Annotated in this window: 14 protein-coding genes and 1 pseudogene; 9 read left to right on the forward strand and 6 right to left on the reverse strand. The window is 70.9% G+C overall.

Features of this window, described 5'->3' with window-relative positions:
* Nucleotides 1–37: 37 nt before the first annotated feature.
* On the reverse strand, nt 38–331 hold the full coding sequence (locus AB0I52_RS14055; protein WP_363072198.1) for a hypothetical protein: 294 nt from the start codon (nt 329–331) through the stop codon (nt 38–40).
* A 290-nt stretch (nt 332–621) separates the two neighbouring features.
* On the opposite strand from AB0I52_RS14055, the gene AB0I52_RS14060 reads away from it, so the two are divergent.
* The 9 genes and pseudogenes from AB0I52_RS14060 (at nt 622) to AB0I52_RS14100 (ending at nt 10,185) form a co-directional block, all read left to right on the forward strand.
* Nucleotides 622–2,271, forward strand: coding sequence for a penicillin-binding transpeptidase domain-containing protein (locus tag AB0I52_RS14060; protein ID WP_363072200.1), 1,650 nt, complete (start codon nt 622–624; stop codon nt 2,269–2,271).
* Nucleotides 2,272–2,421: 150 nt separating this feature from the next.
* Nucleotides 2,422–3,180, forward strand: a complete 759-nt coding sequence (locus AB0I52_RS14065; RefSeq protein WP_363072202.1) for a hypothetical protein — start codon at nt 2,422–2,424, stop codon at nt 3,178–3,180.
* A gap of 17 nt (nt 3,181–3,197) precedes the next feature.
* Nucleotides 3,198–4,049, forward strand: coding sequence for an EamA family transporter (locus AB0I52_RS14070; RefSeq protein ID WP_363072204.1), 852 nt, complete (start codon nt 3,198–3,200; stop codon nt 4,047–4,049).
* Nucleotides 4,050–4,209: 160 nt separating this feature from the next.
* Entirely contained in the window at nt 4,210–4,758 is a 549-nt protein-coding gene (locus tag AB0I52_RS14075; protein ID WP_363072206.1) for a DUF6879 family protein, read from the forward strand.
* 14 nt (nt 4,759–4,772) lie between these two features.
* Nucleotides 4,773–6,043: pseudogene (locus tag AB0I52_RS14080) on the forward strand (protein kinase); the annotation flags it as partial.
* Nucleotides 6,044–6,502: 459 nt separating this feature from the next.
* Complete coding sequence (locus AB0I52_RS14085; RefSeq protein ID WP_363072208.1) at nt 6,503–7,615, forward strand: DUF1996 domain-containing protein; 1,113 nt, start codon at nt 6,503–6,505, stop codon at nt 7,613–7,615.
* Between the two features lie 159 nt (nt 7,616–7,774).
* Nucleotides 7,775–9,532, forward strand: coding sequence for a discoidin domain-containing protein (locus tag AB0I52_RS14090; RefSeq protein WP_363072210.1), 1,758 nt, complete (start codon nt 7,775–7,777; stop codon nt 9,530–9,532).
* A gap of 19 nt (nt 9,533–9,551) precedes the next feature.
* Nucleotides 9,552–9,998: a DoxX family protein gene (locus AB0I52_RS14095; protein WP_363072288.1), complete on the forward strand. Its 447-nt coding sequence runs from the start codon at nt 9,552–9,554 to the stop codon at nt 9,996–9,998.
* Nucleotides 9,999–10,056: 58 nt separating this feature from the next.
* Nucleotides 10,057–10,185 carry a hypothetical protein gene (locus AB0I52_RS14100; RefSeq protein ID WP_363072212.1) on the forward strand — a complete coding sequence of 43 codons (129 nt, stop codon included), beginning with the start codon at nt 10,057–10,059 and terminating at the stop codon, nt 10,183–10,185.
* 83 nt (nt 10,186–10,268) lie between these two features.
* Here AB0I52_RS14100 and AB0I52_RS14105 read toward each other — a convergent pair whose 3' ends face one another.
* The 5 genes from AB0I52_RS14105 to AB0I52_RS14125 form a co-directional block, all read right to left on the reverse strand.
* The gene (locus AB0I52_RS14105) at nt 10,269–11,063 is read right to left on the reverse strand and encodes an SDR family NAD(P)-dependent oxidoreductase (protein ID WP_363072214.1); all 795 of its coding nucleotides are present in this window, start codon (nt 11,061–11,063) and stop codon (nt 10,269–10,271) included.
* Nucleotides 11,060–12,220, reverse strand: coding sequence for a serine hydrolase domain-containing protein (locus AB0I52_RS14110; protein ID WP_363072290.1), 1,161 nt, complete (start codon nt 12,218–12,220; stop codon nt 11,060–11,062). Before AB0I52_RS14110 ends, AB0I52_RS14105 begins: the two co-directional genes overlap by 4 nt.
* Nucleotides 12,221–12,286: 66 nt before the next feature.
* Nucleotides 12,287–13,075, reverse strand: a complete 789-nt coding sequence (locus tag AB0I52_RS14115; RefSeq protein ID WP_363072216.1) for an ABC transporter ATP-binding protein — start codon at nt 13,073–13,075, stop codon at nt 12,287–12,289.
* Nucleotides 13,072–13,833 (reverse strand): cobalt ECF transporter T component CbiQ, encoded by a 762-nt coding sequence (cbiQ, locus tag AB0I52_RS14120; RefSeq protein WP_363072218.1) that lies wholly within the window; start codon nt 13,831–13,833, stop codon nt 13,072–13,074. Before cbiQ ends, AB0I52_RS14115 begins: the two co-directional genes overlap by 4 nt.
* A complete protein-coding gene (locus tag AB0I52_RS14125; RefSeq protein WP_363072220.1) occupies nt 13,833–14,936 on the reverse strand; it encodes an energy-coupling factor ABC transporter permease in 1,104 nt (367 codons plus the stop codon). Before AB0I52_RS14125 ends, cbiQ begins: the two co-directional genes overlap by 1 nt.
* Nucleotides 14,937–14,989: the final 53 nt, after the last annotated feature.

The raw sequence follows: 14,989 nt of genomic DNA on the forward strand, positions 1-14,989 counted from the left end.
GCCACGCCCTCCACATGTTCACCGGCCACTGCGGGCGTCAGGACAACCTGATGCTCCCACCGGCGTCGACGGACCCGACGTCGCCGGAGCCGATGGCACCCACGGGCCCATCCGTGCAGGCCGCGTCGAGGAATACTTCGACATCCGCGTCGGTCTGATTGTCGACCTCGGCGCCCCTGTCGCCCGCTGCGTAGCAGCCGGGTCCGGGGTTCTCGTATGCCACTCCGTTGACGATCAACGTGCCACTCGCGGCGAATGCCGACTGGGTGCCGGCAAAGGCGAGCATTCCGGCAGCGGCAACGCTGCCGAGGGAGATCAGGGTTCGGCGCATGTGGGGGGTCTCCTATGTCAGGGGCACTTTCTGTGTGCCCTCGCTCATCATGATCACCGCCGGTTGTGCCAGGCACCCGGATGGTCATCCCAACGGGTGGGCCCGCGTGCCTCCTTGACGGGGAAGGAAAAGAAAAGGCTGGATACCCGGATATGACCGGTCTGTTCACGCCACAACGGATCGCTTTCCGATAACAACCGACTCCGCTGTCGGAGCAGTCCCGTAGGGTCCCCGGAAAAGCCCCCTTGAACCTGTTCAAGGGGGCCTCCGGGGGAGGGGGGACCGCGCACATGCGCAGTGGAGTGAAGGTGGCCGTGATCGGCGGAGTGTTCGCGGTCGTGGTCGGCGGCGTGGGCTACGGGGCGTACAACATCCTGGACGGGCTCGGGGACAGCGGCGTCGGGGGCGGCACGGGCACCGAGGCCACCTCCGCCGAGGTGAAGACCGGACCGGTCACGAAGCAGGAGATAGCCGACACGTCGGAGAAGTTCCTCGCGGCGTGGGCGAAGGGCGACGCGGCCGTCGCGTCCCGGCTCACGAACAACGCGGGCGATGCCGAATCACTTCTGACGCAGTACAGCGAGTCGGCGCATGTGACCAAGGCCGTGATCACCTCCGGCACGCCGACCGGCTCGAAGGTCCCCTACACGGTCAGGGCGACCGTCTCGTACAAGGGGAAGGCCAAGGCCTGGTCGTACGACTCCGACCTGACCGTGGTGCGCGGACTGACCACCGGCAACGCGCTCGTCGACTGGAAGCCCTCCGTCGTCCACCCGGAACTGCGGGCCGACGAGACGCTGGAGACGGGTGAGGCGTCGAGCGCGTCGATCGAGGCGGTCGACCGCAACGGCCAGGTGCTCAGCAAGAAGAAGTACCCCTCGCTGGGCGGCATCCTGGACGAGCTGCGCAAGAAGTACGGCGAGAAGGCCGGCGGCACCGCCGGCATCGAGACCTGGGTCAACAGCGCGAACGCGGACGGCGCGGACAAGACGCTGCTGACCCTGGTCAAGGGGAAGCCGGGCAGGGTCCCCACCACCCTGGACGCGAGGGTCCAGGCGGCGGCCGAGCACGCGGTGAAGCAGTTCGAGGAATCGTCCGTGGTGGCCGTCGAACCGTCGACCGGTGCGATCCGGGCCATCGCCAACAACCGCGCGGACGGCTTCGACGCCGCGCGGAAGGGCGCGGTGGCCCCCGGCTCGACGATGAAGATCGTGACCGCCGCGATGATCATGCAGAACGGCCTCGGCGGCGCGAACTCACCGGTCGCGTGCCCGTCCCAGGTGACGTGGATGGGCGTGCCCTTCCACAACCTGGACAACTTCTCGATGCCGAACCCCACCTTGCAGACCGCCTTCGCACGCTCCTGCAACACCGCGTTCATCAAGCCCGTGAGTCCGCTGGGCGACAAGGCCGACTCGGCGCTCCGCGAGGAGGCCGGGCAGTACTTCGGGATCGGCAAGGAGTGGCAGACCGGCGTGGTGACGCTCGACGGCAGCGTGCCGGCGTCGGAAGGCGCGGAGACGGCGGCGTCGTACATCGGCCAGGGCAAGGTGCAGATGAACCCGCTGAACATGGCGTCGATCACCGCCACCGCCGTGACCGGTCAGTTCCGACAGCCCTACATCGTCGCGAAGGACCTGGACAACCGGGTCTTCGCCGTCGCGAACCCACTGCCGAACGGGGTCTCGGCGCAGCTGAAGCAGATGCTGCGCTACACCGCGACGGCCCAGGAGGGCACCGCCACCGCCGCCATGGCGAACGTGGGCGGCGACAAGGGCGGCAAGACGGGCTCGGCGGAGATCGACGGCCACGCCACGTCCGACAGCTGGTTCACCGGCTTCAGCAACGACCTGGCGGCAGCGGCCCTCGTCCAGTCCGGCGGCCACGGCGGGACCGCGGCCGGCCCGGTCGTCGCGGAGGTCCTGCGCGCGGGGCCGTGAACGGTGCTTCCGGGGGCGCCCGGGGCGCCCGGGGCGCCAAAGAAGTTGACGAACGCCGCCCGGTTTCCTGATAGTCGCAGAAGTGGATCAGGCGCGCTGGCACAGGTCCGGTCCCGGGGAAAAGGGTCAGCGGCACAGGGGGAACGCGCGATGAACGCCGGCTGGACGCTGCTGCTCGTACTGGCCGTCGCGGGCGCGAGCGCAGTCGGCCGGCAGCTCCACCGCTACCCGGGAGGCCGGCGGTTCGCCTTCGGCCGCGAGTACTCCGCCGCGCGCCGCGACCTGGACACCGCGCGGAACGCCCTGCGCGCCCTGGAGCGGGCGGCACAGAAGGAGCTGTCCGGCGCACGGACCGCCGCCCGGAAGGCCGAAGCCACCCACCGCCGCCGGGTGCGCAGCGCCGAGGCGGACGTCGCCTACCCGCGCAAGCCGGGCCGCGGGTCGTACATGACCGAGATCCGCGGCCTCTCCCTCTGCCAGCACGTCCTCGTCGCGGACATCCCCGACGAGTGGCTCCGCGACTTTCCGCTGGACGGGATCGCCGTCCGCGCCGATCACTCCCCGACGGCCTCCCACGTCTACCTGACCGGCCCGGACGGGCGCCAGTACCTGATGACCTACCCCGTTCACGAGCTCGGCGAGGAGTACGTCCGCACGTTCGTCCTCGACGTGCGGAACGCCATCCCCGCCGCCAAGACCTTCCAGCGGGACCGGCCCCGCCTCATCCGTGAGTCGGAGGCCGAGCTGAGACGCGTCCGCGACGACACCACCGGACGCTCGGAGGCCGGTCTCCGTCTCGACGCGCTCACCGCCCACCAGAGCGGCGATCCCCGTATCCCCCGAGCACGCCAGGATCTCGACGGCGCCCATGCGCGCCGGCACGCGCTCACCGGCCGCCGCCCCCGCTGACCGGAACCAGGTACCACGTGACACCGCTCGTCGCCACCGCCGTCCTGATCGCCGCGTTCACGCACGCCGGCTGGAACGCCATCGCGCACGCGATCAAGGACCAGCTGATCTCGTTCACCCTGATCTCCGGCGGCGGGCTGCTGATCGGCGTGTCCGCCGCCTTCTTCGTCCCGTTCCCGGCGGCGGACGCCTGGCCGTACCTGGCCTTCTCCGCCGCCCTGCACGTGGCGTACATGCTGCTGCTGATGCGCTCGTTCACCCTGGGCGACTTCGGCCAGATGTACCCGATCGCCCGCGGCACCGCCCCGCTCGTGGTCACCGTCCTCGCCGCCGTCTTCGTGGGCGAGCGCCCGGACGGCTGGGCCACGGCCGGTGTCGCGGTGGCCTCGGCGGGACTGGTCGGCCTGGCCCTGTGGGGCATCCGGGGCTCCGGCAAACGCCCCCACTGGCCCGCGATCCTGGCCGCCCTGGCGACCGGCCTGGCCATCGCCGGCTACACGACGGTCGACGGCGTGGGCGTACGCGCCTCGGGCAGCTCGCTCGGATACATCGTCTGGCTGATGATCCTGGAGGGCGTGGCGATCCCCCTCTACGCCCTGCACCGCCGCCGCTCCGCCCTGACCGCCCAGCTCCGCCCGTACGCGCTGCGCGGCCTGCTCGGCGCGGCCCTGTCGGTCACCGCGTACGGACTCGTCCTGTGGGCCCAGACCCGGGCGGCCCTGGCCCCGGTCGCGGCCCTGCGCGAGTCCTCGATCATCGTCGGCGCGGCCATCGGCGCGGTGTTCTTCAAGGAACGCTTCGGCGCCCCGCGGGTGGCGGCGGCCGGGCTGATGGTGGTGGGGATCGGGCTGATGCTGCATACGAGTTGAGGGGGCGGCCGGTGCCCCGGGCCTCAATGGTCTGCGGCAAGGACCCCCGACACCGACGAGGCCACACAGGCCGAGTGCCTGCAGTACGGCTCCGTCCCCGACACCGAGACCGTCATCCGCATCCCGTTACGCATCATGCCGCAGACCAGAAAGGCGTGCGATGCCGCAGGACGCGCAGCCTCAGCAGAAGGGCCAGGAGCCGACACCGCCGAGCTTCGCTGAGGTCATCCAGGACACGGAGCGCTCCGCGGTCCACCTGGAGATGCGTGACGCGTACTTCGACAACGAGCGATTCGCCGCCTGGCGGGGTGGCGAGCGGGTCAACTGGGAAGACCGCGACTCGTGGTGGCGCGGCTTCCACGATCTGGTGGCCCAGGCCGTGGACCGTGGCGTCGTGATCCGCCGCCTCCGTGTCGTCAGTGAGCCCGTCTCGGAGTACATCCGCTGGGAGCACTACGCAACCCGGGCCAACGTCGAGGCCGGCGAGCAGGTCCGCTGGTTGCCCCGACGTCTCACCACGAACCTGCCCCTGCCGGGCAACGACTACTGGCTATTCGATGAGCGGCTGGCCCGTATCCACCACTTCGCAGGCGACGGCGCCCTGGTGGACGACGAGTTCAGCACAGAGTCGAGGCTCCTCAAGTGCCTCGCCGGTTCCTTCGAGACACTGTGGGCACACGGCATCCCGCACGGCGAGTTTCACGTCTGATCCGTGCACGTACCGAACGCGCGCTCGTCGCTCTCACGTACCTGCGCATGCACGACACCCGGACCCGGATAGCCGCTGGATTCGAGATCTCGGGGGCAAGGTCGTCACGGCGTGAACGTACAGGTCGTGACCGACCCGATCGAGCAGGTGCTGTCGATCTCACCGGCCCTGCCGATGCCATGGCCTGACCACGGCCCGCACCCACCGGATCATCCGGATCTGCGAACGCCTTCCCTGCCCCCTTGCTGAAGCGCCTCAGCCAGACGCTGATGCGAACCCACCCTGGCTGGCGACGGCGTACGTACCGGGGCCGACACTCGCCGAGTGCATCCAGTCCCAAGGCCCCATGGACGCCGGGAGACTGAGGGCACTCGGCGCGGCGCTCGCTGAGGCGCCGGCGGCCATTCACCGCTGCGGTCTGGTCCACCGCGATCTGAAGCCCGGCAACATCATCATGGCCGAGGACGGGCCCCGCGTCCTGGACTTCGGGATCGCAAGGGCGGTTGAGCTCACACGCCTCACGGCGACGGGCCACGCCTTCGGTACGCCGGGCTTCCTCGCGCCTGAGCAGGCGATGGGCGCCGATGTCACGGGCGCGGCGGACGTGTTCGCGCTGGGCGTGGTCCTCGTAGCGGCGGCGGGCGGCAGCGCATTCGGGGCAGGCACGCCGATGGGGCTGATGTATCGGTCGGTGCACGAACCGCCCGACCTGAGCGCCGTCCCGCCGGTGATGCGTGAGGTGGTCGCGTCCTGCCTGGCCAAGGAGCCGGCCCGACGCCCGAGCCCAGACCAACTCCTCGATCTTTTCGACGAGTTGGTGAATGCGGAGGCGGTGACGTCGCACCCCCTCACGCCTCCGCGCCCGACCGTGCCTCTGCCACCGCACGTTCGCCCTCTCCTGCCCACGATCGTCGACGCACCGGCGGACTCCCGCCCCGGACGGGGGGCGGCTTCGGACAGCGAAGCGTTCATCGCCGCGGACACGGAGTCCAGCATCGTGCTCGACGCCGACGGGGTACTGCTGACACTCCACGGAGGCGGACCGCCGCTTGACCAGACGGAGAACGACGAGGACCTCGACCGGGACGACGTTGAGCTCGACTTCTCCTGGCCGGAGATTGCCGACGTCACCCACCGCGTCACCCACCGAACCTGGCTGCACGTCACAGTCACGCTGCTCGACGGCTCGACGGTCGAGAGCGAGGTCAAGGCCCGTCGCGCCGCACGCGCCAAGGCGTGGCACCGCGACTTGACCGAGGCGCTCACTCACTACGTGCGGGATTGACGACCGCGGCCGGAATGCCGTCCCCGCACTCAGCTTGCCCCTTGGCACCCAGCCGTCGAGGTCGGTGCGGACGGTGCAGTCATGTTCGCCGGTCCGGGCGACCTGTTCGAGGACCGCGAGGAAGGAGTCCGCCAGACGGGCGGCGGTACCACCCTCCGCATAGGCCACCCCATCGGCAGTCGGCCCGCCTGCCCGCCTGCCCGCCTGCCTCTAGGTAACTCGCATCAGGCAACCGGTATCAGGCAACACGTTCACGTTGCACACGAGTTGAGCGCCCCGCGGGCATCCGCGCAGGTCATCCGGCCCCGCCGCCGCCCAACCGGCCCGCCGCGCCAACTCCGGTTATGGCGGCCGTCGTTAACCAACTATTGACACGCTCTTGTCAGGAGCGGAACACTCCGAACCGGGAGAGCGCTCTCCCACCCTCATGCACCCCCACCCACGCAGCAGGAGGTCTCCATGCCACGGAGGTCGAGAACACTCACCGGACTGCTCTTGTTCACCTCGCTGACCCTGACCACGGCAGGGATCGCCGGGATCGCCGCGACAGCGAACGCGTCCACCGAAACGCCGACCGCTGCCGCGGCGGGCGCGCACGCCGAGCACGCCGCGTACTCCATGCCGGGCATGCCCGGCATGGAGGCTTCCACCCAGGCCTCGGGCGACGACCCGGACGCGGACGGCTACATCATGGCCGACCCGCCGGTCACCGGCGTCACGCCCTCGATGGAGGTCCCGCCGCCGGCGTACTTCCACGAGTTCCAGGCCAAGTGCGCCCCGACGCACACCGCTCCGGACGACCCGATCGTCTACCCGGGGCAGCCCGGGAAGTCCCATGACCACACGTTCATGGGCAACACCACGACGAACGCCAACACCACCACGGCCTCGCTGGAGGCGGGCGACACCACCTGCCTGGCCCCGGGCGACAAGTCCGGGTACTGGATGCCGAGCCTGTTCAACGGGGACACGAAGATCCTCCCCGAAGGCGTCCAGACCATCTACTACAAGTCGGGAGTGACCGACTACCGGAGCGTCCGCCCCTTCCCGAGGGGACTGCGCTACGTCGTCGGCAGCCCGATGCAGACCAAGGACGAGTTCAAGAACCTCAAGGGCACCGTCGAGGGCTGGGAGTGCGGCGAGTCGTTCAAGAACTACGACTTCCCGGCCACCTGCCCGACCAGCCGGGACACCTACCTCAACCTGCGCCTCCAGGCACCGAGTTGCTGGGACGGCATCCACCTGGACACGCCCGACCACAAGAGCCACATGGCATACCCGGTCGCGGGGGGCGCCAACTACAACTCCTGCCCGGCCGACCACCCCGTCGCGCTGCCGATGATCGAGTTCAAGATGGCCTGGCCGGTCAACGGTGACATGTCGCAGGTGAAACTGGCGAGCGGCGCCGGCTTCTCCTTCCACTACGACTTCATGAACGGGTGGGACGCCGCCACGCTCGACGCGATGGTCACCCACTGCGTCAAGGGCGGGCTCCAGTGCGACCCGCACGGCTACGACGAGAACCACCCCGAGGCGGGCCCCGTGCTCAACGGGGACTACGAACTCCCGTAGCCCGTAAGGGCACGCACTCGTACAGCCACACATCCGCACCCCGGGTCGCGGGCCTTTTTTCGGCCCATCTTGGAGAGCGCTCTCCAAGATCACCCGGGGTCACTCCTCCCCCGACCGCCTCCCCCCCACCTGCCTCCCCCCACCCGCAAGGAGAGTGACATGCACCATCCCCCCACCCGCACGGCCAAACGCCTCGTAGCCCCCTTCGCGGCGGCGGCTCTGCTGGCCGGCGCCCTGGTGGCCCTCCAGGCGCCCGCCGCGCAGGCGGCCGGCAGCGTCGTCAAGGTCACCGGTTCGCAGGGTGCCTGGCAGCTGACCGTGGACGGTGCGCCGTACACGGTCAAGGGTCTGACCTGGGGCCCCTCGGTCGCCGACGCCGAGAAGTACATGCCGGACGTGGCGTCCATGGGCGTCAACACCATCCGCACCTGGGGCACCGACGCCACCAGCAAGCCGCTCTTCGACACCGCGGCGGCCCACGGCGTCAAGGTGATCGCCGGCTTCTGGCTCCAGCCGGGCGGCGGCCCCGGGAGCGGGGGCTGCGTGAACTACCTGACGGACACCCAGTACAAGAACGACATGCTCGCCGAGTTCCCCAAGTGGGTCGACACCTACAAGGACAACCCCGGCGTGCTGATGTGGAACGTCGGCAACGAGTCCACGCTCGGCCTGCAGAACTGTTACGGCGGTGACGAGCTGGAGGCCCAGCGCAACGCGTACACCACCTTCGTCAACGACATCGCGAAGAAGATCCATGACGTCGACCCCAACCACCCGGTCACCTCGACCGACGCCTGGACGGGTGCCTGGCCGTACTACAAGAAGAACGCGCCGGACCTCGACCTGTACGCCGTCAACGCGTACAACGCGGTGTGCGACATCAAGTCCGACTGGGAGCAGGGCGGTTACGACAAGCCCTACATCGTCACCGAGACGGGCCCGGCCGGTGAGTGGGAGGTCGACGACGACGCGAACGGCGTCCCGACCGAGCCGACCGATGTCGCAAAGGCCGAGGGCTACACCAAGGCGTGGGGGTGCGTCACCGGCCACACCGGGGTCGCGCTCGGCGCCACGATGTTCCACTACGGCGTCGAGGACGACTTCGGCGGCGTCTGGTTCAACCTGCTCCCGGGCGGCGAGAAGCGGCTCTCGTACTACGCCGTGAAGAAGGCGTACGGCGCCGGCACCTCGGGCGACAACACCCCGCCGGTGATCACGGACATGGCGGTGGACGACGCCACTTCCGGCGTCCCCACCGGCGGTGACGTGCGGATCAGCACCAGGACGTCCGACCCGGACGGCGACGCGATCAGCTACCAGGTGCTGTTCAGCAGCAACTACATCGACCAGAACAAGGCGCTCGTCCCCGCCGGGACCAAGGACAACGGCGACGGCACGCTGACCGCGAAGGCGCCGAACAGGACGGGCGTCTACAAGGTCTACGTGAAGGCCACGGACGGCAAGGGCAACGAGGGCATCGAGACCAAGTCCATCAAGGTGATCCCGCCGAAGGTGGACGGGACGAACGTGGCCCGGGGCAAGACCGCCACGGCGTCCTCGTTCCAGACCGACCCGACCGGCGGCTGCCCGTGCGGTGCGGCCAACGCGGTGGACGGGAAGTTCGACACCCGCTGGGCCGGCGACTGGAGCGACCCGCAGTGGCTCCAGGTCGACCTCGGCGCCTCGACGAGCTTCAAGCACGTGCAGCTCGTCTGGGACCCGGCGTACGGCAAGGCGTACGACATCCAGACGTCCGAGGACGGACAGAACTGGACGACGGTGAAGTCGGTGACCGACGGCGACGGCGACATCGACGACGTCGACGTCAACGGCACGGGCCGCTACGTGCGGATCAACGGCACGGAACGCGGCTCCGGCTACGGCTACTCGCTCTACGAGTTCGGCGTCTACAGCTGACAGGAGACGGGCCCTCATGATGATCAATCGCCTGGGGCGGGCACAGCCCTACGCGCTCAGCCTGTTCCGCATCGTCATCGGGTTGCTCTTCACCTGCCACGGGATCGCCTCGCTGTTCGGCGTCCTCGGCGATGCACCGGTACCGGCGGGCACCTGGCCGAGCTGGTACGCCGCTGTCATCCAGTTGGCCGGGGGCACCCTGGTGCTCCTCGGTCTCGGCACGAGAACGGCCGCTCTGGTGGGCTCCGGCTCCATGGCGTTCGCGTACTTCGACGTGCACCAGCAGCGGGGCCTGCTCCCGATGGAGAACGGCGGCGAGGCCGCGGTCTTCTTCTGCTGGACGCTGCTGCTGATCGTCTTCTCGGGACCGGGCGCACTGGCCGCGGACCGGCTGTTCACCTCCCGCGGAGCCACCGGGGAGGACGCGGAGGTCCAGCGGAGGCAGCGCCTGCGGGTACCCGCCTGAGGGGACGGGTACCCCGCGCGCCGGCCTCCCGGGACTGCCCCCGGGAGGCCGGCGCCGCGTGCGTCACGCCCTGGTCATCGAGGGCGTCACCGACGCCGCCGCGGAGCTCTCGCCGCGCGAACAGGCCGTCGTGGCGGCCTTCCTGGAACGGATCGTGGGCGTGTACGACGACGCGACCGACCGCTGAGCCGAGCCGGGTCGAGCCGGACCCTCGACCCGCGCCGCGCCGGAACCCCGACCCGGTCCGGTCCGGGATCCCGACGCGATGGCTCAGTCCTTCGCGACGGCCTGCCGGAAGCCCGTGTTCACCGCGGTCAGCCCGCCGTCCACGCACAGCGTCGTCCCGGTGACCCAGGCCGCGTCGCGGGAGGCGAGGAAGGCGACGGCGGCCGCGATGTCCTCCGGCTCGCCGACCCGGCCGAGCGGGTAGAGACCGCTGATCCGGGAGAGTTCGGCCTCGCGGCCGGCCCAGGCGTCGGTGCGGATCGTGCCGGGGGTGACCAGGTTGACCCGCACCCCGCGCGGTCCGGCGTGGCCCGCGAGCGTACGGGTGAGGCTGCCCAGGCCCGCCTTGGCGGCGCTGTAGGCGTGGTTGCCGAAGTCCTGCACGCCGTTGACCGATCCGATGCTGACGATCGCGCCCCGGCCGGACGCCGCGAGGTGGGGCAGCGCGGCCCGCGCGCACCGGTAGGCGCCGCTGAGGGTGACGTCGAGATCGCGCTCCCAGACCTCGTCCGGCTCGTCCTCGAAGAGCGCGGTGTCCGGGGTGCACGCGTAAGCGTTGTTCACCAGTACGTCGAGCGTGCCGAACGTCGCGACGGCGTGGGTCACCGCCGCCTCGACCGCCGCCCGGTCGGTCACGTCGCAGCCCAGCGGCTCGGCCCCGCCACCGGCCGCCACGATCTCCGCCGCCACCCGCGCGGCCCGGTCCGGGTCCAGGTCGGTGACCAGGACCCGGGCACCCTCGGCCGCGAGCCGGCGGGCCGTGGCGGCGCCGATGCCCTGGCCCGCACCGGTGATGAGGACGCCGTATCCGTCGAATCGCGCGAGCTCAGCAGAAGTCATAGCGCCGACCGTACTGCGCGGACCAGTGCCTGGGCACGGGGGTCGGCGGTGACTCCCTTCTGCAGACCGTTCGTCACATAGCCGAACGCGATGCCCGATTCGGGGTCGGCGAAGCCGAGCGAACCGCCGCGGCCGGGGTGCCCGAAGGAGCCCGGGGCGAGCAGCGGGGAGGCCGATCCGTGCAGCATGTAGCCGAGCCCGAAACGGGTGTTGACGACCAGCACCCGGTCGGGGCCCGCGGACTCCTCGGTGCGGGCCAGGGTGAGGGTGGCGGGGGCGAACAGCCGGTGGCCGTCGACCGGGCCGATCATCGCGGCGTAGCAGCGGGCCAGGCCCCGCGCGGTGGCGGTGCCGTTGGACGCGGGGAGTTCGGCGGCCCGGTAGCCGGGGTCGTTCTCGTCGGGGAACGGGTCGATCGCGCCGAACGCCCGGCGGGTCAGTGAGTCCGGGTCGCGGTAGGCGTCGGCCACCGAGCGCTTGGGGCGCATCCGCAGCGCGCCGGTGCCGTCGCCCGCGGGTGCCTCGACCGGTCCGATCCGGCCCACCCGGTGTGCCTCGTCCGCCGGGATGCCGAACCAGAAGTCCAGGCCGAGCGGGCGGGCGATCTCCTCGAGGACCCAGCGGCCGACGGTGCGTCCGGTGACGCGCCGCACCAGTTCGCCGACGAGCCAGCTGTAGGTCTGCGCGTGGTAGCCGTGCTCGGTGCCGGGCTCCCACTGGGGGCGCTGGGCGGCGACGGCCCGCGGCCCGCTCACCCCGTCGGCCGCCTCCTCGGGGGTCAGCGTCCGGTCCAGGGCGGGGACCCCGGCCCGGTGGGCGAGGAGATGGCGCACGAGTACGCGCTCCTTGCCGTTGGCCTTGAACTCCGGCCAGTAGGTGCCGACCGGCGCGTGCAGATCGATCTGGCCGCGCTGGTGCAGCAGCAGCGGGACGGCGGCGGCGATGCCCTTGCCGGCCGAGCGGACGACCTGCACGGTGTCGACGGCCCACGGTTCGACGCCGTCGACGTCTCTGGTCCCGGCCCACAGATCGACGACCTTGCGCCCGTGCCGGTAGACGGTGACCGCTGCTCCGCGGTCGCCGCGCTGCTCGAAGTTACGGATGAAGGCATCCCGGACCGGTTCGAATCCGGGCGCCGCCGTGCCGCGTACGTCCACGCCTGTTCCCGCGCTCCCGCTCATCCCCCCATGGTGCATTGCGCCGCAGGTCGCAGGTGGGGCGGGTTACCTCATGTTCACCTTCACGGAGCTCGGGTCGAATCCGAAGGGGAGCTCCAGCCGGTGGGCGCGCATCAGTTGCTCGTCGCAGAGGAGGTCCTGGGTGCGGTCGTCGGCGACGATGACCCCGTCGCTGAGGATGACCGCGCGGCCGCACAGCTCCAGGGCGTACGGCAGGTCGTGCGTGACCATCAGCACGGTGACGTCCAAGGACCGCAGGATGTCGGCGAGTTCGCGGCGGGAGGCCGGGTCCAGGTTGGAGGAGGGCTCGTCCAGGACGAGGATCTCCGGCCGCATCGCGAGGACCGTGGCGACGGCGACGCGGCGGCGCTGGCCGAAGGAGAGGTGGTGCGGCGGCCGGTTGAGGTACTCCTCCATGCCGACCTGCTTGAGCGCGTCGGTGACCCGCTCCTCCAGTTCGGCACCGCGCAGTCCGCTCGACGCGGGCCCGAAGGCGACGTCCTCGCGGACGGTGGGCATGAAGAGCTGGTCGTCGGGGTCCTGGAAGACGATGCCGACGCGGCGCCGGATCTCGGCGAGGTCGCGCTTCCCGACCGGGAGTCCGGCGACCCGGACGGTGCCGGCGCCCGCGTCGAGGATGCCGTTGAGGTGCAGGACGAGGGTGGTCTTGCCGGCCCCGTTCGGGCCGAGCAGGGCGACGCGCTCGCCGCGTGCGACGGTCAGATCGACGCCGAAGAGCGCCTGGTGGCCGTCGGGGTAGGCGTAGGCGAGACCGCTGACCTCCAGGGAGGGCGGCGGCGTGGGCGGTACGGGGGCGACGGCGGACTGGCTCATGCGGTCCATCCCAGCAGACACACGGCGAGGGCGAGCAGGGGGAGTGCCGAGGCGTACGCCCACTGGGTGCGCGAGGCGGTCACCTCGTCGATGACCGGCATGGTGCCGGTGTAGCCGCGGCTGACCATGGCGAGGTGGACGCGTTCGCCGCGCTCGTAGGACCTGATGAAGAGCGCGCCGGCCGATTTCGCCAGCACGCCCCACTGCCGTACCCCGCGCGCCTCGAAGCCGCGCGAGCGGCGGGCGATGGACATCCGGCGCATCTCGTCGCTGATCACATCGCCGTACCGGATCATGAAGGAGGCGATCTGGACGAGCAGCGGCGGCAGTTTCAGGCGCTGGAGGCCCAGGAGCAGGGAGCGGAGTTCGGTGGTGGAGGCGAGGAGCACGGAGGCGGCGACGCCGAGGGTGCCCTTGGCCAGGACGTTCCAGGCGCCCCAGAGGCCGGGGACGCTGACGGAGAGGCCGAGGACGTGGGTCTGCTCGCCGGGCACCACGAACGGCATGAGCAGCGCGAACGCGACGAACGGCACCTCGATCAGCAGCCGTTTGAGGAGGAAGCCGGCCGGGACGCGGGCGAGCGCGGTGGCGCCGGCGATCAGCAGCGCGTACAGCCCGAAGGCCCACACCGCCGCGCGCGGGGTGGAGACGACGACCACGACGAAGCAGAAGACGGCGGCGAGTTTGCAGTGCGGCGGCAGGTCGTGGACGGGCGAGTGCCCGTGCCGGAAGAGCTTGTGGGCGTGCCCCGCGCCCATCAGACCTTCTCGCCGGTACGGGTGTCGCCGCCCGCGGGCTCGTCCTTCGTGCGACGGCGGCGGGTGACGACGTAGAAGGCGCCGCTGCCGACGACGAGGGTGGCGCCGACGCCGATCACTCCGGCCAGTCCGCCGGAGATCCGGGCGTCGGAGACGTCCTTGACGCCGTAGTCGGCGAGCGGGGAGTCCTTGGCGGCGTGCTCCTCGGCCTTCTTGTCGATGCCCTGGTCGGTGGCGACCTTCTCCAGGCCGTCGGGGTTGGCGGAGGCGTAGAAGGAGACGAAGCCGGCGAGCACCAGCGCGGTGACCAGGCCGGTGGCCCACAGGCCCCGGTTGGAGCGGGCGGCCGGGGCCGGGGCGACGGGCTCCCGGGCGGGTGCGTCGACGAGTTCGCCGTCGATCCGGAGCTTGAGCGGGGCGGTGAGCCCGTGGGCGCCGTGGACCAGGTCGGGGCGTACGGCGATGACGGCGCCGACGGTCAGCGCGGTGATCACGGCCTCGCCGATGCCGATCAGGACGTGGACCCCGACCATCGCGGTGAAGACCTTGCCGATCGGGATGTCGGTGGTGCCGCCGATCCAGTACATCAGCGTGAAGGCGCAGGCGGCGGCCGGTACGGAGACGAGCGCGGCGACGAAGGCGGCGGCGGTCATGGAGCGGCGGGTGCGCGGCAGCAGGCCGACCAGCCCGCGGAAGAGGGCGTACGCGACGACGGTGGTCACGATGCCCATGTCGAGGATGTTCACGCCGAGCGCGGTCAGCCCGCCGTCGGCGAACAGGATGCCCTGCATCAGCAGGACGACGGACACGCAGAGGATGCCGGTGTACGGCCCGACCAGGATCGCGGCCAGCGCCCCGCCCAGCAGATGGCCGCTGGTACCGGCGGCGACCGGGAAGTTCAGCATCTGCACGGCGAAGATGAAGGCGGCGACCAGCCCGGCCAGCGGGGCGGTCTTCTCTCCCCCGCTCCCGGCTGCGCTCGAGCGGGAGGTGCCCCCTAGCTCCCGGCGGGCCCCCTTCAGGCTGACCGCCACGGCACCGGCGGCCACGACTCCGGCCACGGCGGAGACGGGTGCGTTGATGAATCCGTCGGGTACATGCATAGGGGGAGGCTCCGCTTCTGTGTTACTGCGTGACGGCGCGGGGTCATGAACCT

Origin of the sequence: Streptomyces sp. NPDC050423 (assembly GCF_040655445.1) — a bacterium.
In the GTDB taxonomy this organism is placed as follows: Bacteria; Actinomycetota; Actinomycetes; order Streptomycetales; family Streptomycetaceae; genus Streptomyces.

What these genes read in the sequence shown, in the direction of transcription:
- AB0I52_RS14075 (WP_363072206.1), top strand. Translation starts at nt 4,210, where the DNA reads ATGCCGCAGGACGCGCAGCCTCAGCAGAAGGGCCAGGAGCCGACACCG.
- AB0I52_RS14115 (WP_363072216.1), bottom strand. Translation starts at nt 13,075, where the DNA reads ATGAGCCAGTCCGCCGTCGCCCCCGTACCGCCCACGCCGCCGCCCTCC.
- AB0I52_RS14125 (WP_363072220.1), bottom strand. Translation starts at nt 14,936, where the DNA reads ATGCATGTACCCGACGGATTCATCAACGCACCCGTCTCCGCCGTGGCC.
- AB0I52_RS14055 (WP_363072198.1), bottom strand. Translation starts at nt 331, where the DNA reads ATGCGCCGAACCCTGATCTCCCTCGGCAGCGTTGCCGCTGCCGGAATG.
- AB0I52_RS14065 (WP_363072202.1), top strand. Translation starts at nt 2,422, where the DNA reads ATGAACGCCGGCTGGACGCTGCTGCTCGTACTGGCCGTCGCGGGCGCG.
- cbiQ (WP_363072218.1), bottom strand. Translation starts at nt 13,833, where the DNA reads ATGGGCGCGGGGCACGCCCACAAGCTCTTCCGGCACGGGCACTCGCCC.
- AB0I52_RS14060 (WP_363072200.1), top strand. Translation starts at nt 622, where the DNA reads ATGCGCAGTGGAGTGAAGGTGGCCGTGATCGGCGGAGTGTTCGCGGTC.
- AB0I52_RS14095 (WP_363072288.1), top strand. Translation starts at nt 9,552, where the DNA reads ATGATCAATCGCCTGGGGCGGGCACAGCCCTACGCGCTCAGCCTGTTC.
- AB0I52_RS14090 (WP_363072210.1), top strand. Translation starts at nt 7,775, where the DNA reads ATGCACCATCCCCCCACCCGCACGGCCAAACGCCTCGTAGCCCCCTTC.
- AB0I52_RS14105 (WP_363072214.1), bottom strand. Translation starts at nt 11,063, where the DNA reads ATGACTTCTGCTGAGCTCGCGCGATTCGACGGATACGGCGTCCTCATC.
- AB0I52_RS14085 (WP_363072208.1), top strand. Translation starts at nt 6,503, where the DNA reads ATGCCACGGAGGTCGAGAACACTCACCGGACTGCTCTTGTTCACCTCG.